Raw genomic sequence first — 19,190 nt, forward strand, 5'->3', positions numbered from 1 at the left:
CTTCACCCGACCTTTTCCTGTTCGCGGCCGCGCATGGTGCGCACGATCGCGTCGAGCACGTCGATGCCCTTGGTGCCGCGGCCGAAGGTGGCGTCCAGGCCGGTCTCGGCGGCCATGTCGCGGCTTACCTGCGTACCGCCGGCGATCAGCACCTTCTCGTCGCGGATGCCGCGTTCCTTGGTCAGCTCGGCGAGTTTCTTCATCATCGTGCGGTGAACCTCGTTGTGGCTGATGACCGTGGAGATCAGGATCGCGTCCGAGCCCGACTCGATGGCCGCATCCACCATCTTCTCGACGGGAACCGAGGTCCCGAGGTAGTGGTACTTCACGCCGTACTTCTCGAGACCGCCGTGTTTGATGTCGAGGATCTCGCGCATGCCGACGCTGTGCTCGTCCTCACCGACGGTGCCGGCCACGACGGTGATCTCGTGGTCGGTGACGAACTGGCGCAGTTCCTCCTCGGGGAGCAGCTCGATCTTCTCGGGGATGGTCAGCTCGGTCTTGTCGACGTCGAAACCGACGTGCCCCTTCACCTCGACGAAACATCCCTCGGCGGGCTGCAGCACCTGGAGGTTGACGACCTCGGGGTCGCTCAGCCCCATGCGCTTGGCCATCTCGAGGGCCGCCTCGACGGCGATCTCGGCCCGTTCGGGGATCATCAGTTCCACCAGGGCCACACCGTCACCGGCCCATTCGGCCTCGGGCCGCAGCAGGTTCCCAGAGCGGTACTCGCGGGTCCGTTCGAGCCGTTTGTGGGCGCTGTCCTCCGGGTCGAGTTCGTCGATGTAGACGATCTTCTCCGGATCGCAGAGGGTGCAACCGCCGACCAGGTCGCAGGCCTTGTCCACCCCGGCGGGCAGGTTGTTGTTGCCGAAGTGGTCACACACCGGCGCCAGATAGTCGGGATCGCGTTCGATCACGGTGCCCACCGAGATGCCGCCGTCCCCGTCACGGGCGATGCCGTCGTGGTTGCGTTCCGGGAACTCGGCGGAGTCGACGAAGAAGCCCTGCTCCACGGCCGCGAAGTAGCCGCCCGCGTGCAGCATCTCGGTGAGGAAGCCGATCGCGCGTTCCTTGAGGTCGCGCACCATCCCGCCCAGCGGGCCTTCCCGATTGAGGGTGAGCAGTTCCTTGATGCCGTCCAAGGCCGCCCAGGTCTGTTTGACGGTCTGCACGCCACGCACCGAGTTGTAGTGCCAGGGCAGGTTGCGTCCCTCGTCGGGGGTGATGGTGCTCTGGATGTCTGCGCTGGTGAGCATGGAGATCATCGTGTCGATCACGTGCAGGCGGATCGCCTCGTTGATGTCGGACTCGATGTAGCGGGTGTTCTGCTGGGCGCGCATCTTGTATTCGGAGAAGAAGTCGCGCAGCGCGACCGCGTAGGGCAGGTCGAACCACAGCTTCGGGGTCGGCGGGGCGCTCGGCGGCACCGTCGAGAGCCCGATGAGGTCCTTGGGCATCCCGACCATGACGGAGAAGGCAGAGTTCAGGCCGTGCTGGACCATGAGCTCGGGCATCACCTTCCAGCCCTGGCGGGCGGTGGCGTTGGCGTTGTGGGCGCCGTCGATCTGGAAGATCCGGGCCCCGGTCATGACCTTCTTGGCCTCACCCGCGTCGACGTAGCTGCGGTAGGCGTTGATGTTGCGGTAGAGCACGTTGTACTGCGGGTCCTGGTGGGCGCCGTTGACGCCCTCCTCCGCGAACAGCACCGCGACCTCGGGGCCCGCCACGCCGGAGACGTAGCTGTGGAAGTTGATCGGGCGGCCGACCTCGTCCTCGATCAGGTCACAGGCCTTGCGGCTGGCGCGCAGCTGCTTGCGGGTGATCGGCACACCACCGATACCCTCGGGGGTTCCCTCCATCAGGCCGTCGATGTGGCTCTGCCCGGTGGTGCGGATCACCATGATGTGGTCGGCACCGTTCCAGGCCGCCATCCGCATGCGGCGGATGTCGTCCTCGAAGTGCCCGGAGGCGATCTCGGAGGTAACCACCGGGGCCGGCTGCGGGTCGATGCCCTCGAAGTACTTCGCGGTGGGCATCGGGACGCTGTTCTTCAGCGGTTCCGACATGTTCCTGAAATGGAATCCCGCCATGTCGACACCACCCTCGGGCACGGTGCGCCAGGTCCAGCCCTTGCGCGGCGGGTGGTAGTTCTCCAGATCCTCGAGGATCTCCTCCACGTTGATCTTGGTGTTCGGGTCCAGCTTGTCGGTCACGCTCACTTCTCCTCGAAGAGCCCGGCCATCACGGCCGGATCGTCGGCGATGGCGGCTGCGGCCGCCCGGATGTCAATTCCGTCGCGCCTGGACAGGCGCAACACCACGTGCCCCGCTCCCTTGCCCAGCAGCCCGGCGTTCAGCACGTTCTCGACCACGGCGTGCGTGGTGACCGAGTCGATGCCCATGCGCAACAGCACCGACCGTTCGATCGACGGCGTGGTGTGGGTGCGCGCCAGCTCCACCACCGGCTCCATCACCTGGTGGCACAGCTCCCAGAACCTGGCCTTGAGGGCCTCGTCGTCCAGGTCCGCCAGTTCGGAACGCAACTTCTCGAAGCGGTCGATCCGCTCCTGTTCCTCGGTGTTCATCATCGTCCTTCCTGTTCACTCGCCGCCCGCGACCCCGGGGACGAGCGATCGCACGTGTTCTTCGGTGGTGTTGGCGTCGGCGGCCAGGAATTCGACGTCCTCGCTGCTCCACCGCTCGGGGGGCAGCACCTTGGCGGCGTGCCTGATGTAGCTGCCGCGCAGCCTTTCGAGATCCAGGGGTTTGCCCGCAACCTGGTCGAGTCGCTCCGGGATGACGATCGCCCTGCCGGGGACGTTGTCCGCCGGGTCGCCCCTGCGCACCTCGATACCCCGGCTCTTCGCGAACGACAGCTGGCTGTTGTGGTGCTTGCCCGCGCCGGTGTACTCGGTTTCCTGGACGACAATGATCTGGTCGCGGTCCATCTGCATGGCAAGGGCGACGGCCGCCGTCAGGCTGGTGTTGCCGGCCGGGCCGCGTTCCAGGCCCTCAAGTTTCGTCAGCAGTTCGGTCATGTAGAAGACCTCGCCCTGGGTGACCAGGTGGTAGCCGTTCATGTACCGCAGGGCGCGGGCCGCGTTGCGCGGCACGTCCACCCGGTCGGGCCAGGTGGCGAACGGCACCCCGAAACCGGTGTGCCCCGTGGTGAAGGACTTGTTGTTGAAGTCCTTGTCGGATGCCATGTGCAGGCCGGTGAGGTCGACGGAGACCGCCACCACCTGGGTCTGGTCGCAGCCCACCTTGCGCAGGCCGCGGGCCGTGCCTGTCAGGTTGCCACCGCCGGCGTGCGTTACCGCGACCACGTCGGGCTGGCGTCCGTAACGTTCCTGCACCTCGCGGCCGATCTCGGCGCCGAGCGTCTCCACCCCCGCGATTCCGTAGGGGGTGTAGAGGCTGGCGTTGAAGTAGCCGGTCTCCTCCAGGGTGCGCAGCAGCACGTAGAACAGCTCCGGCCCCACCGTCAGTTTGACCACCTCGGCCCCGTAGGCCTCGCAGGCCCGGGACTTCTCGACGATCTCGGGTTGCCCGACGTGCTCGGAGTCGTAGACCTCCTGGATCACGATGCACTTGAGTCCCTGCTGGGCGGCCTGCGAGGCGACGGCCGCCCCGTAGTTCCCGCTCGTCGCGGTGACCATGCCCTTGAAACCCTTCTTGCGGGCCTCGTGGGCGCTGAGGGAGGCACGGCGCGCCTTGAAACTTCCGGAGGCGTTCGCGGCCTCGTCCTTGACAAGGATCCTGGCCCCCTTGCCGGGGCCGGCGATGGCCCGCACCGCCTCGGTGAGGCGATGCAGTTCGTGCAGCGGGGTCCTGCCGACCTTGGTGGACCGCTGGATTTCGGCCACATCGTCGAGGGAGTAGCCGGTGGCCGCCATCATCGCCTCGTAGTCGAAGGCGATGGGGCTGATGTTGAACTCGTCGTAGTCCAACCCCAAAGCGGAACGCATGATCTCGTTCCTGCGGGCCATCACGTCCTTGTATGAGTTGCTCATGACTCGTACTCCGTCCCGATCGTGAGGATCTCGTCCACGGTCTCACCGAAGCTGTGGGAATATCCGGGATTGATCCGGCTCAGCACCCCGGTGTGGGTCCGCCCGATGATGGTGCGGATGGTCGCCTCCTCACCGAGCGCCGCGGGCGCGGTGAGGAAACCGTCGACCCATTGCAGCAGCGGGGTGGCGGCCGTGTCCGCCGGCACTCCCTCCGCGCGTTCCCCGGGGGTCAGCACGACCTGCTGGATCTCCACCCATGCCCCCTCGGGGGCCACCTTCGTTGCACTCACTGCATCGCTCCAATCTCGGGTCAGGTCACCGGCGCTCGTAGGCCTCGGGGCCCATCAGCGCCGTCGGCGACGGCAGGTCGATGATCCGCTTGAGCCCCGGGGTGGCGGCGAAGATGCGGGGAATGGTGTTCACCGCGATGCCCGCGGTGGCCTTGCCGCCCGCGATCTCGGGGCCGGTGGACATGCTGATCTCGGGTACGCCGTGGATGGTGATGTAGTCGCCGGTGTCGACTCCCTCGGCCCCGGGATCAACCTGCTGCGGGTGGATGAGTTTGATGATCTCCTCGTCGCCGCGATACCCGACGGCGATGTGGTTGCAGCCCGCGACCTTCCCGGGCTCGATGACCCGGTCCCTGGCCTGGCGCGGCACCTTCGCGATGATCGGTTCGAGTGTCTGTTCCACGCGGTCGACGCCGAGTCCGAGGGCGTCGCTGATCAGGCGGACGGATTCGGGGAAACCGACGTGCCCGACGATGGAGCCGTCGGCGACCCCGGCCTTGAACTCCTCGGGGGTGGTTCCCACGCCCTGGGTGGACAGCACGGTCTGCCCGTAGGGGCTGAGGTCGTTGATGCGGCTGGCCTCAATGCTGGTGACCTCCTGGCTGCCGGCGGTCAGCACCACGACGAGATGGTCGAGCACGAAGCCCGGGTTGACGCCCACGCCAATGGCGGAGACGCCGTGTTCCTTGGCCAGCGCGTCCAGTTCGACCGCCTCCTCGGGGTTCTGCGCCTCGGGAGCGGCCATCTCCTCGGCGATGCTGACCACGTTGATGCCCGCGGAGATGATGGCCTTCAGGTCGGGAAGCTGTTTCTTGACCCAGGACGTGGTGGCGATGGTGACGACGTCCACCTTCTCCGGGTCGAGGATGCTGGCCGGGTCGTTGCTGATCTTCACGCCCGCCGGGCCCACGCCGAGCACCTCGCCGACGTCCTTGCCCGCGAGTTCAGGACTGATGTCGAACGCGCCGACCAGTTCCAGGCCGTCCTTGGCCAGGATCACCTTCGCAACGCCTTGGCCCATCGCCCCGAGACCCCACTGGGCAACGCGGATTCGCTGATTCTTGCTCACTTCTCTCCCTCGAGTTGTCGTTTCCGCCTCAGCTGGGACGCGGCGCACCGGTGTCCCGGCGTCCCGGAACAAGCACGCCCCTCCACCGGAGGATCGAGGACCGGCCCCGCCGTCACCAGCTCTCCTTTCAGCCCGGCGGTTACCATGTTCGCCATGTCCTGGGCTCCTCGCCCGACCGGCATCCACGTGGGTGCCCGTCGGTTCACCGTCGCGAAGGTGTCACCACTGACCATTGCTCTTTCACGGTATCCGCGACAACGGATGAGCAGCCCACGAACACCGGAATCGATTGCAACAAAGGCGAGCAACTTGAGATCTTCCCATCTTAAACATCTCGAAATTCGGAACCTCCCACTCGGCTTTCCGAGCAGGAGGGGCCGGTGAGGGACGAGACGGATCTCCAACTGGTCAATCTGCTGCAGATCGACCCCCGCATCTCCTGGTCCAAAGCCGGTGAGATCCTGCAGCTGTCGCCGACGACCGTGGCGAACCGCTGGAATCACCTGACGGAGAAAGGGCTGGCCTGGATCTGCACCCACCCGAACCCGGAGCACCGGTTCACCGCGGTGGTGGAGGTTGACTGCCGCACCGAGTTCCTGCCCTCCGCCACCAGGCAGATGTGTGCCCATCCGTTGATCATGAGCGTCGACGAGGCCACCGGGCGGCGCGACATCCTGCTGACCATCATGGCTCCCGACATGGCGACGCTGACGACCTTGATCATCGACTGGATCGGGGGAATCGAGGGGGTGTACGGGACCCGCAGCTCCTTGGTGACCAACGTCATCGTCGGGGCGGAGTCCTGGCGGGCGAACATCCTCACCCAGCGTCAGGTCAACCAGGCCCTCCCCCAACGCACGCCCGACAGATCGCAGGCAGGTTTCGACGCCGCCGACCTGGCCCTGTCACAGGCCCTGGCCCGCGACGGCAGGGCCAGTGTCGCGTCGCTGTCCCAGGAGCTCGACATGCCGACCAGCACGGTGCACCGCCGGATGCGGCGGCTTCTCGCGAACCAGCACCTCATCATGCGGTGTGACGCGGCCCCCGAGCTGGCGGGGTGGCTACTGGAGTGCACCTGGCTGACGACGGTCGCCTTCAACTACAAGAACCGGGTCATCGAACTGCTGAAGGAACAACCCTCGTTGCGGTCCTGCTTCTGGATCACGGGGAGCAACAACCTGCGCGTCAACTTCCGCGTCAACCACATCGGTTCCCTGGCAGCGCTCGAGTCCTCGATCGCTTCCGCGATCCCCGGCCTGGCTCCCGACGAGACCGTCGTGCACATGCGCAGCCACAAGTCGATGGGATGGCTGCTGCGCCCGGACGGGGGCTGCACCGGGCAGCTCGTCCCCCCGGTTTTCGGCCCGTGACGGCGCGAAACGCCCGGGGAGTTCCTCGACTCCCCGGGCGTCGGCGCTCTCAGACGATGGCGATGCCGTCGTCGACCCGGTCGAAGCGAACCGTCTCGCCGTCGTGGATCTGGCCAGACAACAGCCCGCGGGCGAGCTGGTCCTCGACGGTGGTCTGCACCAGGCGGCGCAGCGGACGGGCCCCGTAGACCGGGTCGAAACCGACCTCGCCCAGCCAGTCGGCCGCAGCGTCGGTGACCTCGATCGTGATCCTGCGGGGGGCCAGGCGCCGACCCAGTCGTTCGAGCTGGATCGCGACGATCCTGCGCAGGTCATCGCGGGTGAGCGGCTCGAACATGACGATGTCGTCCAGCCGGTTCAGGAACTCGGGCCGGAATGCGGAGCGCACCACCGCCATCACCTGTTCCCGCTTCTCGTCATCGCCCAGCAGCGGGTCCGCCAGGTATTGCGATCCGAGGTTGCTGGTGAGAATGAGAATGGTGTTGCGGAAGTCAACCGTGCGGCCCTGACCGTCGGTGAGACGGCCGTCGTCGAGGACCTGCAGCAGGATGTTGAACAGGTCCGGGTGGGCCTTCTCCACCTCGTCGAGCAGGATCACGGAGTAGGGACGCCTCCGCACCGCCTCGGTGAGCTGACCGCCCTCCTCGTAGCCGACGTACCCGGGAGGGGCGCCGACCAGCCGGGCCACCGAGTGCTTCTCGGAGTACTCGCTCATGTCGATGCGCACCATGGCGGTCTCGTCGTCGAACAGGAAGTCGGCCAGCGACTTGGCCAGCTCGGTCTTGCCGACGCCGGTGGGGCCGAGGAACAGGAACGATCCGGTGGGCCGGTTCGGGTCGGAGATCCCGGCGCGGGAACGCCGCACCGCGTCGGAGACGGCCTTGACGGCCTCCCGCTGCCCGATGAGCCGCTCACCGAGCCGTTCCTCCATGTGCAGCAGCTTCTCGGACTCGCCCTGCAGCATCCGTCCGACGGGAATTCCCGTCCAGGCCGCGACGACCTCGGCGATGTCGGTCTCGGAGACCTCGTCGGAGACCATGCGGGAGGCGTCGGCGTCGGTTTTCTCCGCGTCGATGAGCTGCTGTTCGATGACGGGGATCTCCCCGTACAGCAGCTGCGAGGCGCGCCCCAGGTCGCCGGCGCGCTGCGCCTTGTCGGCCTCCACGCGCAGCGCATCGATCTTCTCCTTGAGGTCGCCGACGCGGTTCAGCCCGGACTTCTCCTGCTCCCACCGGGCCTCCAGGCCTCGCAGCTTCTCCTGGGCGTCGGCGAGCTCGGAGCGCAGCGCCGCGAGGCGCTCGCGGGATGCGGCGTCCTCCTCGTTCTTCAGGTGCAGCTCCTGCATGAGCATGCGATCCACGTCGCGGCGCAGCATGTCGATCTCCTCCGGGCTGGAGTCGATCTCCATCCGCAGCCGCGAGGCGGCCTCGTCCACCAGGTCGATGGCCTTGTCGGGCAGCTTCCGGCTGGTGATGTAACGGTCCGACAGGGCGGCGGCAGCCACCAGCGCGGAGTCGGTGATGCGCACCTTGTGGTGCGCCTCGTAGCGTTCCCGCAGCCCGCGCAGGATGGCGATGGCGTCCTCCACGGAGGGTTCGCCGACGTAGACCTGCTGGAAACGGCGCTCCAGGGCGGGATCCTTCTCGATCCGTTCCCGGTACTCGTCGAGCGTGGTGGCGCCGATCATCCGCAGCTCACCGCGGGCGAGCATGGGTTTGAGCATGTTGCCCGCGTCCATCCCGCCGTCACCGGTGGAACCGGCCCCGACGACGGTGTGCAGCTCGTCGATGAAGGTGATGATCTGTCCCTCGGATTCCTTGATCTCGCTCAGGACCGCCTTCAGGCGCTCCTCGAAGTCGCCGCGGTACTTGGCCCCGGCCACCATGGAGGTGAGGTCGAGGGAGACCAGGCGGCGCCCCTTCAGGGAGTCGGGGACGTCGCCCTCCACCAGGCGCATGGCGAGGCCCTCGACGACGGCGGTCTTGCCGACCCCGGGTTCGCCGATCAGGACCGGGTTGTTCTTGGTGCGGCGCGCCAGCACCTGGACGACGCGGCGGATCTCCTGGTCGCGGCCGATCACGGGATCGAGTTTGCCGGAGCGGGCACGCTCGGTCAGGTCTATCGAGTACTTCTCGAGGGCGGATTCTCCACCCTCGGATTCCGCGGAGGTGACGCGCTTGCCACCGCGGGCCTCCTCGAAGGCCTTAGTCAGCCCCTCGGCGGTTGCCCCGGCTCGGGTCAGGATGCTCCGCGCCTGGGAGTCGACGGAGGCAAGAGCTATCAGCAGGTGTTCGGTGGCGACGAACTGGTCGCCGAGCTGTTCCGCCAGGGTCTCAGCGGTGGCCAGGACCCGCGCCAGGGCACCCGAGATCGTCGGCTGGGTCACGGAACTGCCGGTACTGGACGGCTGCTTGGAGATGGCCTCGGTGGCTTGGGCATCGATGGCGGCCGGGTCGGCACCAACGGCGGTCAACAGATGCCCGACGGTGTTGTCAGGGGTGAGCAGAAGACCGTGCAGCAAGTGCACGGGTTCCGCGGACGGGTTGCCCGCGGTAAGAGCCTGCCGCACCGCCGCGGTCACGGCGTCGCGGCTCTTGGTGGTCAGTTTCTCAGTGTTCACCAGTCCTCCAGAGTGCGAATTACAAAGTTGAGTCTAACACGCTCAACTTGTATGTGCGTAACCTGCGGGGTGTTCGACACGGTCCGAATCGCAGGCGTTTTCCCCCATCGGCCATTTTTGAGACTCCGGGCACTAGGCTCGGAGGCGGACGGAGCGGAATCGCCATCCGGCGACTTCTCGCCACCGTCCGGTCGCCCGCCGAAGTGCTGACTGGAAGGAGCCACATGTCCCACCTCACAGAGAACGGTTTGACCACCACCATCCCCGTCACGGGACGTGTACCGAAACTCCACCGCGTCATCGAATGGGTGGAGGAGGTCGCGGCCCTCACGAATCCCAGCGCGATTCACTTCCTCGACGGCTCCGATGAGGAGTACGAGAGTCTCGTGGAAAAGCTCGTGGAGGCCGGCACCCTCGTGCGGCTGAACCCCGACAAGCAACCGGGTTCCGTCTACGCCCGCACCGATCCCGACGACGTGGCCCGCGTCGAGGACTCCACCTTCATCTGCTCCGTTGACGAGAACGACGCCGGCCCCACCAACAACTGGATGGATCCCAAGCAGATGAAGACCATCCTGACCAAGCTGTACAACGGCTGCATGGTGGGGCGCACCATGTACGTCATCCCCTTCTGCATGGGACACGTCGACGCCCCTTCACCGAAGTTCGGCATCGAGATCACCGACTCGGCCTACGTGGCGATCTCCATGAAGATCATGACCCGGATGGGCACCGATGTGATGGAGGCCATGGAGCGCACGGACGCGGACTTCGTGCCCGCGCTGCACTCCGTCGGGATGCCCCTGCCGCCCGGCGTCAAGGACGTTCCGTGGCCCTGCAACGACATCAAGTACATCGTCCACTTCCCCGAGGAACGGACCATCTGGAGCTACGGCTCCGGCTACGGCGGCAATTCCCTGCTGGGCAAGAAGTGCTACGCGCTTCGGATCGCATCCGTGATGGGGCGCGACGAGGGCTGGCTGGCCGAACACATGCTGATCCTGAGGATCACCTCGCCGGAGGGGAAGTCCTACCATCTGTGCGCGGCCTTCCCGTCCGCCTGCGGCAAGACGAACCTGGCGATGCTGGAGCCCACCCTGCCGGGCTGGACGGTGGAGACCCTCGGCGACGACATCGCGTGGATGCGGTTCGGCGAGGACGGCAGGCTCTACGCCGTCAACCCGGAAACCGGGCTGTTCGGCGTGGCCCCCGGCACGAGCACCGGAACCAATCCCAACGCCATGGCTGCCATCGAGGGCGGGCACTCGATCTTCACCAACGTGGCGCTCACCGACGACGGTGACGTGTGGTGGGAGGGGAAGACCAAGCAGCCCCCGGAGCACCTCACCGACTGGAAAGGCCGTTCCTGGACCCCCGAGAACGGCCCCGAGGGCGGCCGTCCCGGTGAAAAAGCAGCGCACCCGAACTCCCGGTTCTGCACCCCGATCTCGCAGTGCCCGATCCTGTCGGACGAGTTCTACGACCCGAGGGGTGTGCCCGTCGATGCCATCATCTTCGGCGGCCGCCGCGAGAACACCATCCCGCTGGTGGCTCAGTCACGGAGCTGGCAACACGGCGTGTTCATGGGCGCCACCTGCTCCTCCGAGACCACCGCGGCGGCGAAAGGAGCCGTCGGTGTGCTTCGCCGCGACCCGATGGCGATGCTGCCGTTCATCGGATACCACGTCGGTGACTACTTCAGGCACTGGATCAACCTCGCGGAGCGCACCACCCCCGACAAGCTCCCGAAGATTTTCTACGTCAACTGGTTCCGGCGCGACTCCGAGGGCAAGTTCCTGTGGCCCGGTTTCGGCGAGAACTCCCGGGTCCTGAAGTGGATCGTGGAGCGCCTCGAGGGCAAGGTCGAGGCGGTCGAGACCCCGGCAGGCCTGCTGCCGGAGAAGAAGGACATCGACGTCGAGGGCCTGGACATCAGCGACGAGCACCTGGAACAGGTGCTGCGCTACGTGCCCAACGAGTGGGCCGACGAACTGCCGCGCATGCGTCGCTGGCTGAGGTCGCTGGGCCTGAAGGTCCCGCAGGAGATCCACGATGAGCTGTGGCACATCGCCATGAACATCATCGGCGAACGCTGACGGCTCTCGCTGGTGTGGGTGGGGTGGGCTGCCACCCCACCCACACCGTGTCCAGCCAACCCACCCGCCGAACCGCCAGCCCATCCGTCAAACGCCAGCCCATCCGTCAAACGCCAGCCCACCCGCCAAACGCCAGCGCTACAGCGCAAGCACACGACCGTGAGACAAGCGAACCAAGTGGGGCACTGGGGCCCGATGGAAGGAAAGAGTCCACTTCCGGCGGGGTTTTCCACAGGCATACGACCACTTGGTTCTCTGAGTGCCGTACCGCCAATAGTGAAGACATGGAAAAGATTGCCTGGAGCACCCGGGAGCTCCTCGCCCTTGGCCTCACGGATCGCGAGATCCGCAACCGCATCGCCCGGGGCAGCTTGGTTCGCGTCCGTCGCGGACATTACGTCATTTCCGGAGAAACCGCCCCGGAGGCCGCACACCTGCGGCTGCTGGCCGCCACCCTCCCCCACCTGGCTCCCGAGAACGTCATAAGCCACACCAGCGCCGCTCTTCTTCACGGGCTTCCAGTCAGACGTCCCGATCTAGGACAGGTGACGACGATCCGGCGCACCCCGGGTCATGGTTGCCAGTCAGGAAAACTCCGGGCTCGGCACACCGCAATCACGGATGCCGAGGTCACATTAACCGGGCACATCCCGGTGACGACACCGGCCCGGACGGTCTGTGACCTGGCCCGGACGGCCCCGTTCGAGTGGGCGGTGGCGGCCGCTGATGCGGCTCTGCAACAAGGACTTGATCCCGCTGACCTGGAAATCCCGCTCGATCTGTATCCCACGTTGCGCGGCACCACCCGGGCCCGCAGGGTCCTGACCTTCGCCGACGGCAAGAGTGAGTCACCCGCCGAGTCAATCAGCCGCGTCCACATGGCCCGCGCAGGAATACCGAGTCCTGTCCTCCAGCACGAGGTGTTCGACCGGAACGGGGAGTTCGTTGCCCGTCTCGACTTCGCATGGCCCGATCTCGGGCTGGCAGGTGAAGTTGACGGTCGTATCAAGTACGACGATCTTCTACCCGCAGGACGTGACGCAACCGAGGTCATACTGGCCGAGAAACAGCGGGAGGAACGGATCCGGCAGGCGACCGGCTGGTGGCTGGTGCGCTGGGACTGGAACACGGCCTGTGACCCGGTAAAACTGGGGACTCTGCTTCGCGACGCGATCCACAATGCCAACGCTGCCGTCGCTTGATCAAGGGAGGGGCCAAGGTATCCGGCGTACATACGATCCTGCTCCTGTTCGCCTGCTTTCCCGCCAAACGCCAGCGCTACAACGCAAGCACACGACCGGAAGGCAAGCGAACCATTCCGGGGAGGAGCCGGGGCGGAAGCCCTCGTGGGAGTCCGCCCGAATGACCTCCGGTTCATCCCGTGGCGGCGAGGGCGAAGGGCAGGACTGCCCTCGCCCCGGCCCGTTTCAGGAGACGCCCCGCGACGGTCATGGTCCAACGCGAATCCACCAGGTCGTCGACGAGCAGCACAGGTCCGGGCAGGCCGGGTAGCGCCGCCTCCTGTTCCGGGGTGACGTGGAACCGGGTCCACAGGTCCCGCACCCGGAACGTGCTGTTCGCCCTGGGCAGCAGGGTGGCGCCGGGCGCCAACCCGAGGGGCCCGAGGACCCGGAGCCGACCGGCCCTGGCCAGTCCCTCCCCCAGGGCGGCGACCAGCCGGGGGCGCGACAGGCCGGGAACCCAGGCGACGGCGGCGGGACGTTCATCCCAGTCCCATTCGCGGAGCACCTGGAGGCATACCACGGCCAGTTGCGGTGGCACCTCGGCATCGACCGGGTTTCCGTCGGTATCCGGGGCGAACAGCTCGCGCAGCGCGTTGCCGTGGCCGAGGTCGGTCAGGCGGGCCACGACGCGGCCGGTCTCCAGGCGTTCCGCCTGCGGGATCCGTCCCTTGACGACCTCGCCGCCCATGGCCTCGGTGAAACGATCCAGCCCGGGCGGCCACCGGGTTCGCGGTTCGAGGACCACCCCCACCCGTTCCAGCACCGACTGCGCCGCGACCTGCGCCTTAGCCGTCACGCCGGTGGGGTACCACGGCCGGGTGCAGGTGTCGCAGCGCCCGCAGGGCCTCGAGTGCGGATCGTCCAGCGCCGCCGTCAGGAACTCCATCCGGCACCGGGTGTGCCCGAGGTTCTCGTAGTCGAGCATGGCCCGCTGCTCCGCGACCCGCGCGGCGGCGATACGCGAGTAGCGTTCCTCGTCGTAGACCCAGTCCGCGCCAGTCGCCGCCCATCCCCCGGCGCGGTTCTCCACGGCACCGTCGACCGCCAGCACCTTCAGCAGCAGCTCCAGGGCACCGCGGCGCAGCTCCACCCTCGATTCCAGGGCGGGCACGCTCACTGGCGCATCCGAGGCCGCCAGGGCCTCCAGCACCGATGCGGCCCGCTGCCGGGTGGGCATGGCGTTGGTGGCGAAATACCGCCAGATCTCCTGGTCCTCACGCCCCGGGAGCAGCAGCACGTCGGCGGCCTCGGTGGCACGGCCCGCACGCCCCACCTGCTGGTAGTAGGTCACCGGGGAGCTCGGGGCGCCGAGGTGGACCACGAACCCGAGATCGGGCTTGTCGAATCCCATCCCCAGCGCCGAGGTGGCCACCAGGGCCTTCACCTTGTTGGCGAGCAGGGCCTGCTCGGCCGCGACCCGCTCGGGCAGGTCCGTGTGACCCGTGTACGGCAGGACCCGGTGCCCGGCGGCCGCCAGAGCCGCCGCGGTGTCCTCGGCGTTCGCGACGGTCAGGCAGTAGACGATGCCGCTGCCGGGCAGCGAACCGAGATGCTCGACCAGCCACGCCAGCCGCCGCGCAGACGACCCCAGTTCCAGCACCCCGAGCCGCAGGGAGTCGCGCGCCAGGGCCCCGCGCAGCGTGAACACCTCGTGTCCGCCGACGGCCAGCTGCTCGGCGATGTCGGTGACCACCCGCTGGTTGGCCGTCGCGGTGGTGGCCAGCACTGGGACCCGGTCCGGCAGCTCCCGAATCAGGGAACGGATCCGCCGGTAGTCGGGACGGAAGTCGTGGCCCCAGTCGCTGATGCAGTGGGCCTCGTCGATCACCACGAGACCCGCCCGCGCGAGCAGATGGGGCAGCTGGGTGTCGCGGAAACGGGGGTTGACCAGGCGCTCCGGGGAGACCAGGAGGACGTCGAGGAGGTCCTGTTCAATGACCTCGGCGATCTCCTCCCAGTCGGTGACATTCGACGAGTTGATGGTGGCGGCCCGCACCCCGGCGCGCCCGGCGGCCTCCACCTGGTTGCGCATCAACGCCAGCAGCGGGGAGACGATCAGCGCGGGACCGGCGCCCGCCCGGCGTTGCAGCAGCGCGGCTATGAAGTAGACCGCCGATTTTCCCCAGCCGGTGCGCTGCACCACCAGGGCCCGCCGGCGATGGACGACGAGTGCCTCGATGGCCTCGTACTGCCCGTCGCGGAAGACCGCATCCTCACATCCCGTGAGTTTCCGCAGCAATTCGCAGGCCAAGGGACGTGTTCCGGCCTGCTCGGTGGCCCGGTTCTGCTCCATGTACGAAGCCTGCCACGGGCCACCGATATTTTCGCGGGGACGTTCAGGCCCGGAGTTTCTCGTGGATGGCGGCGACGAAACGGTCGAGGGCTCCATCGGCGAGATCGACGAACGTGGCCGGTTCGAAAAGTTCCGCCTCCAGGAGCAGCGGATGGCTCCCCGGTGGGGTCACCACGTCAATGCGCGCGTACAACGGGGTGCTGGCGTCCTCACCCCAACCCCTGGCCTCCGCGATCGCGGCGATCGCTTTCAAGGCCCTGTTCCCAAGCTCCACCTCGTCGCCGGTCGGGGCGACCGGCCGGATGTCCTCGGTGTACCTGCCGCCGAGGTAACCGCCCCCGTGTTTGAGGATCGCGCACTTCTGGATGGTGTGGGAGTGGTGCGCGTTGAAGAACAACAGGCCGTGTTCGGCATTGTCCTGGATGGCATCGATCGCGGGCTGCACGAGCACCACCTTGCCCACCTCCAGGACGCGCCCGCACAGTTCCAGGGCCGCGGGGTCGGTGGCGGCGAACAGCCCGGTGCTCTGTGATCCGAGGGAGATGTTCGGTTTGACCACGACGTTCCCGCCGCCATGCGCCGCCAGCGCCTCGCGGCACTGTTCGAGGTTCTCGCAGAAGGTGGTGGGGACGACCTCGACCCCGTGTTCGGCAAGTTCCCGCAGGTAGCGCTTGTCCAGATTCCACCGGATCAGGTCGGGGCTGTTGATCAGGCGCACCCGGGTCTCGGCGCGCCCCAGCCAGTCCATGAACTCCTCCGTGCGTTCCGCATAGTCCCAGGGGGAACGGAAGATGGCTGCGTCGTAGACCGACCAGTCCCTGGGCTCGTGCCAGACGGCGATCTCGGAGTCCACTCCACTGGCTTTCAGGGCGTCGTTGAGGGGCCCGGTGTCGAGGTGTTCCTCGTCCTTCAGGGTCTGCTGGTCGGTGCTTATCAGCGCGACTCGTTTCATGAAACTCCTTCTTCAGGGGCAGTACGCCCACCGCCAGATGCTATCCGGTGGGCACCTCACACGACCGCGCCGCCCCGATTCCTCAGGATCGATGAGCCTTGAACCAAATTTTGCACATCGAATGCACAATTCTTGTCATACCGAAATCGAAATCAACTGGAACGGGCCCGGATGATTCCCGATGCACTCCCCCCGCCGACCGTCGCATCGTCCTGCTCGAGTCCACGGGCATCCTCGATGTCGATCTTCGGTCTGACAAGCTCCACTGATGCGGCTCCCGCCTCCACCGGGTATTCTTCCTCCAAGAATTCCTGAAGCCGGCCGCGTTCATGAAATCCCAGCATCTTGAGGACCTCCACCACATCACGGCCTGTGACGAAGACAATCGGATGCCGATCCTCCCGGACTTCGCGATAGGCTTGTTCGGCGATGTAAGAGGTGGTCACGAAAACCCCGAACTCGCGATGTTTGATGCGGGAGATCAGGCGGGAGACCAATCTCACCCCGATACCGGAGCCGGGTTTGTAACACTTGGCCTCCAGCGCGAATTCAAGGTGTATCGGATCTCCTTCGGGCCCTACCAGCAATTCACCGATGGCGTCGCGACCCCCGTCTCGGCTGGGGCGGGTGACCTCCAGAGCTGTGACGCGAGGTTCCAACCGAAGCCAGATGTGGGCCGCGAGGTGCTCGAACTGAGTTGGATCCGGCGCGAAGTGTTCATGTACCCGTTCCAATATCCACAGGTCACGCTCGTCGGGAAGCTGCTCCGCCCTGCTGCGGATCTGCACGGTACGTGGCGCCTCCAGCGCCAGGTAGATCCGGCTCCGCACCCACGCCTTCCATTCCTTGGGGCAACCGGGCCCCAACGGGTCACCGTCCAGGACGGAATCAATCCAACGTCTCGTCACCTTGTGCGTTCGCAACACGGTGAAATGTGCCCGGTAGTTCTGGAAACGCTGGTTCAGGGTGGTTCGCCAGATTGCCACCAGTTCCTCGTCGGAACGCAACCTGGAAGATCCCGGTACCAGCAGTCCACGAAAACGGACATCGCGCCCATGCCCCGTCTTCTCGAACAGGAGAATCGGCGGAACCCTGCGCCTGCTCTCCGCGCTGTCATGGGCGTCCTCGAATATGGAACGCAGCAGAAGGTTGCCCCCGCGGGGAGTGTCGTGAAGTTCCCTCCCCGGTTTGCGGTTGTCGCCGTAGTAGGTGAAGTCCCCGGTGGTGGGGTCGAGATGATCCGGCCAGTCCACCTCGCCTCCCGAGGTGTAAAGCACCATCAGTTTCACGCCCCCACGCCGCACACTCCCCGCGAACCTGAAACCACCCTGATTTCCGACGGGAACAAGTTTTCCTATCGGGTCGTCACCAGCGTTCTTGGCGACCCCGCCCTCATAGACGCGGTCCAGCACCAGATCGGCCCGTGGCAGGTCATCGAAGGCGACTTTTCCCCACTCCGTGACGGCCCCGCCCTGAAACTGAGTCACGGACCCAGGGTATCGCCCTTCAAGTCGGAGAGCAGATCCTCAAGGAGTTCTTCCTCATAGGCGGTGCAGCCCTCCGGCATCCGCCAGGTGAACGCACCGGGCAGCCGGTCCCGGAGCTGGTTCACGATCCGCCAGCCGACGACGTCCCCGTCGGCCCGCACGTGACAGCGGACGTCACCGAGGCCCGTCAGCAGCTCCCAGGTGGCCTGGCTGGGAAGCCCGAAGGTGCAGACCAGCGGCCGGGACGCCGCGCCGTGGCGGTCCGCGGCGGCCTCCAGGACGGTCGGGTTCTCGCAGACGAAGACCTCCGCGCCCCTGGCCAGTTCCCAGGCGCCCCGGAGCGACCGCAGGGTCAGCCACACCGGTTCCCCCGGGACGCCCCGGACCAATGCCGGCGCCGCGTCCAACAAGAACTCCACGGGCACCGCGGCCGGGCCGGCGATCCCCTGTTCCGGGCCCGCCGCACCCTCCACACCAGCACCGATCTACTGACCGAGCAACAACAAGTCCACCTTCGAGGCGTTGTTCACCGACGATAACCAACGTCGAAGTCGAGGCCACCCGGCACATCTACCAACAGATGATCGCCGCCTACCGCGAGTCCGACCCCACCACGGGCAAGACCCGGATGAAGTCCCTGATCGCCAAACTCACCCATGCCGTCCCGGCCTGCCTGACCGAGGTCGCTGCCCTCGGACGGACCCTGAAGAAACGGGCCGCCGACATCCTCGCGTTCTTCGACCACCCCCACAGCAACGGCCCCACCGAAGCGATCAACGGCCGCCTAGAACACCTCCGAGGCTCCGCACTCGGCTTCCTCAACCTCACCCACTACATCGCCCGAGCACTCCTCGAGACCGGCGGCTTCAGACCAGCCCTACACCCTCGATTGTGAAGAGCCTCGGTCTCTCTGCGCGAGGTCGTCTTCTTCGCTTCCTCGGGCATCAAGCTCATGCCCGTGATCTTCTCAGTAATCATGCGACCTTCCCCACCAGCTACGCCGACGTATCAGGCCAGAAACACCATTGGGCTGACAGTCCCACCGCCGGAGGCACGGCAGCAGGAAGTATGATCAGGCATCGTCGAGGTCCTTGAAGATCAGGAAGATCAGATGGTGTGGTAACCCCGATTTCTTAAGGGCCTCGACCCCCTTCACCCCGCCGACACGCCAGCTCCTGGATCCACGCTCACCCCACGCTCAGGTCCGAAGAGCCTCGAAAGCTGCCAGGCTCTGTCGTCTACAGGACTACGCGGACAAGGCGCTCCAACGGCACATGTCCTGCCGCTGAATAGCAGCCCAGTGCGGACCGATTTGACGACCACGTTTGCACGAACAAGGGGGTTCTTGAACCGATGGAACCCATCATAGCTGTTCCTATGCCCAAGCCGTGTCGGTCTTCGCGGACTCCGACGTCGAACACTCCCGCGACTTCCTCGGAACGAACTAACGAGTACCACGCAACAGCTATGCCATCGTCACTCAGAAAATGATAGAACTCGCGTTCATCTACGGCCGACGTTGCCCCATTACCTCTCCAGTCTGCGTACTCAACCCGCAGATGGTCATCCGAGGACGACAGTGGCGGAGACACGCGGAGTAGATTCACATCATATTCAACCTCCACAGAAGACCTGTGCGCCATCAATCAAGTCGCGATCCGCCCAGACGCGCTATCCAAGGAGGAGACCCGAAAGCACCCGGGCGGGAGATTCTAGAGTGCCACCTCTCGCGAAAGGATCTTGAAGTTGAAGTT

15 protein-coding genes and 1 pseudogene are annotated in these 19,190 nt (G+C 66.3%); 4 read left to right on the top strand and 12 right to left on the bottom strand.

Features of this window, described 5'->3' with window-relative positions:
* Nucleotides 1–2: 2 nt before the first annotated feature.
* The 6 genes from oraE to E0E39_RS15795 are packed head-to-tail and all read right to left on the bottom strand — an operon-like array spanning nucleotide 3 to nucleotide 5,529.
* Complete coding sequence (gene oraE / locus E0E39_RS10205; RefSeq protein ID WP_014845973.1) at nucleotides 3–2,216, bottom strand: D-ornithine 4,5-aminomutase subunit OraE; 2,214 nt, start codon at nucleotides 2,214–2,216, stop codon at nucleotides 3–5.
* A gap of 2 nt (nucleotides 2,217–2,218) precedes the next feature.
* Nucleotides 2,219–2,590 carry a D-ornithine 4,5-aminomutase subunit OraS gene (oraS, locus tag E0E39_RS10210; protein ID WP_061787795.1) on the bottom strand — a complete coding sequence of 124 codons (372 nt, stop codon included), beginning with the start codon at nucleotides 2,588–2,590 and terminating at the stop codon, nucleotides 2,219–2,221.
* A 12-nt stretch (nucleotides 2,591–2,602) separates the two neighbouring features.
* Nucleotides 2,603–4,015 carry a 2-amino-4-oxopentanoate thiolase subunit OrtB gene (gene ortB, locus E0E39_RS10215; protein WP_130874641.1) on the bottom strand — a complete coding sequence of 471 codons (1,413 nt, stop codon included), beginning with the start codon at nucleotides 4,013–4,015 and terminating at the stop codon, nucleotides 2,603–2,605.
* A complete protein-coding gene (gene ortA, locus E0E39_RS10220; protein ID WP_014845970.1) occupies nucleotides 4,012–4,305 on the bottom strand; it encodes a 2-amino-4-oxopentanoate thiolase subunit OrtA in 294 nt (97 codons plus the stop codon). The genes ortB and ortA overlap by 4 nt, the downstream gene beginning before the upstream one ends.
* A 25-nt stretch (nucleotides 4,306–4,330) precedes the next feature.
* Complete coding sequence (ord, locus tag E0E39_RS10225) at nucleotides 4,331–5,374, bottom strand: 2,4-diaminopentanoate dehydrogenase (protein ID WP_014845969.1); 1,044 nt, start codon at nucleotides 5,372–5,374, stop codon at nucleotides 4,331–4,333.
* Nucleotides 5,371–5,529, bottom strand: coding sequence for a hypothetical protein (locus tag E0E39_RS15795; RefSeq protein ID WP_165444733.1), 159 nt, complete (start codon nucleotides 5,527–5,529; stop codon nucleotides 5,371–5,373). The genes ord and E0E39_RS15795 overlap by 4 nt, the downstream gene beginning before the upstream one ends.
* A gap of 225 nt (nucleotides 5,530–5,754) precedes the next feature.
* Here E0E39_RS15795 and E0E39_RS10230 point away from each other — a divergent pair, with 225 nt between their 5' ends.
* Nucleotides 5,755–6,744: an Lrp/AsnC family transcriptional regulator gene (locus tag E0E39_RS10230; RefSeq protein WP_130874642.1), complete on the top strand. Its 990-nt coding sequence runs from the start codon at nucleotides 5,755–5,757 to the stop codon at nucleotides 6,742–6,744.
* Nucleotides 6,745–6,793: 49 nt separating this feature from the next.
* Here E0E39_RS10230 and clpB read toward each other — a convergent pair whose 3' ends face one another.
* A complete protein-coding gene (gene clpB, locus E0E39_RS10235; RefSeq protein WP_130874643.1) occupies nucleotides 6,794–9,364 on the bottom strand; it encodes an ATP-dependent chaperone ClpB in 2,571 nt (856 codons plus the stop codon).
* 224 nt (nucleotides 9,365–9,588) lie between these two features.
* Here clpB and E0E39_RS10240 point away from each other — a divergent pair, with 224 nt between their 5' ends.
* Both E0E39_RS10240 and E0E39_RS10245 read left to right on the top strand, forming a co-directional pair.
* Nucleotides 9,589–11,460 carry a phosphoenolpyruvate carboxykinase (GTP) gene (locus E0E39_RS10240; protein ID WP_207302474.1) on the top strand — a complete coding sequence of 624 codons (1,872 nt, stop codon included), beginning with the start codon at nucleotides 9,589–9,591 and terminating at the stop codon, nucleotides 11,458–11,460.
* 284 nt (nucleotides 11,461–11,744) lie between these two features.
* Nucleotides 11,745–12,662 (top strand): type IV toxin-antitoxin system AbiEi family antitoxin domain-containing protein, encoded by a 918-nt coding sequence (locus tag E0E39_RS10245; protein WP_130874644.1) that lies wholly within the window; start codon nucleotides 11,745–11,747, stop codon nucleotides 12,660–12,662.
* Nucleotides 12,663–12,834: 172 nt separating this feature from the next.
* Here the strand turns inward: E0E39_RS10245 and E0E39_RS10250 are convergent, their stop codons facing one another.
* The 4 genes from E0E39_RS10250 to E0E39_RS10265 form a co-directional block, all read right to left on the bottom strand.
* Nucleotides 12,835–14,997 carry a RecQ family ATP-dependent DNA helicase gene (locus E0E39_RS10250; RefSeq protein WP_130874645.1) on the bottom strand — a complete coding sequence of 721 codons (2,163 nt, stop codon included), beginning with the start codon at nucleotides 14,995–14,997 and terminating at the stop codon, nucleotides 12,835–12,837.
* 43 nt (nucleotides 14,998–15,040) lie between these two features.
* On the bottom strand, nucleotides 15,041–15,949 hold the full coding sequence (locus E0E39_RS10255; protein ID WP_130874646.1) for an ATP-grasp domain-containing protein: 909 nt from the start codon (nucleotides 15,947–15,949) through the stop codon (nucleotides 15,041–15,043).
* 152 nt (nucleotides 15,950–16,101) lie between these two features.
* A complete protein-coding gene (locus E0E39_RS10260) occupies nucleotides 16,102–17,436 on the bottom strand; it encodes a restriction endonuclease (RefSeq protein WP_130874647.1) in 1,335 nt (444 codons plus the stop codon).
* Nucleotides 17,433–17,909, bottom strand: a complete 477-nt coding sequence (locus E0E39_RS10265) for a DUF2399 domain-containing protein (protein WP_342770196.1) — start codon at nucleotides 17,907–17,909, stop codon at nucleotides 17,433–17,435. The genes E0E39_RS10260 and E0E39_RS10265 overlap by 4 nt, the downstream gene beginning before the upstream one ends.
* On the opposite strand from E0E39_RS10265, the pseudogene E0E39_RS10270 reads away from it, so the two are divergent.
* Nucleotides 17,799–18,331, top strand: a pseudogene (locus tag E0E39_RS10270) (ISL3 family transposase); the annotation flags it as partial. The gene E0E39_RS10265 and the pseudogene E0E39_RS10270 sit on opposite strands and share 111 nt — an antisense overlap.
* Nucleotides 18,332–18,674: 343 nt before the next feature.
* Here the strand turns inward: E0E39_RS10270 and E0E39_RS16795 are convergent.
* Nucleotides 18,675–19,079 carry a GNAT family N-acetyltransferase gene (locus tag E0E39_RS16795; protein WP_425470647.1) on the bottom strand — a complete coding sequence of 135 codons (405 nt, stop codon included), beginning with the start codon at nucleotides 19,077–19,079 and terminating at the stop codon, nucleotides 18,675–18,677.
* Nucleotides 19,080–19,190 lie beyond the last annotated feature (111 nt).

Source organism: [Pseudopropionibacterium] massiliense (assembly GCF_900607225.1).
Taxonomy (GTDB): Bacteria; Actinomycetota; Actinomycetes; order Propionibacteriales; family Propionibacteriaceae; genus Arachnia; species Arachnia massiliensis.

Excerpts from the sequence above, each read along its gene's own strand:
- oraS (WP_061787795.1), bottom strand. The coding sequence starts at position 2,590 with ATGATGAACACCGAGGAACAGGAGCGGATCGACCGCTTCGAGAAGTTG.
- ortB (WP_130874641.1), bottom strand. The coding sequence starts at position 4,015 with ATGAGCAACTCATACAAGGACGTGATGGCCCGCAGGAACGAGATCATG.
- E0E39_RS10255 (WP_130874646.1), bottom strand. The coding sequence starts at position 15,949 with ATGAAACGAGTCGCGCTGATAAGCACCGACCAGCAGACCCTGAAGGAC.
- E0E39_RS15795 (WP_165444733.1), bottom strand. The coding sequence starts at position 5,529 with ATGGCGAACATGGTAACCGCCGGGCTGAAAGGAGAGCTGGTGACGGCG.
- E0E39_RS10250 (WP_130874645.1), bottom strand. The coding sequence starts at position 14,997 with ATGGAGCAGAACCGGGCCACCGAGCAGGCCGGAACACGTCCCTTGGCC.
- E0E39_RS10245 (WP_130874644.1), top strand. The coding sequence starts at position 11,745 with ATGGAAAAGATTGCCTGGAGCACCCGGGAGCTCCTCGCCCTTGGCCTC.
- E0E39_RS16795 (WP_425470647.1), bottom strand. The coding sequence starts at position 19,079 with ATGGCGCACAGGTCTTCTGTGGAGGTTGAATATGATGTGAATCTACTC.
- E0E39_RS10240 (WP_207302474.1), top strand. The coding sequence starts at position 9,589 with ATGTCCCACCTCACAGAGAACGGTTTGACCACCACCATCCCCGTCACG.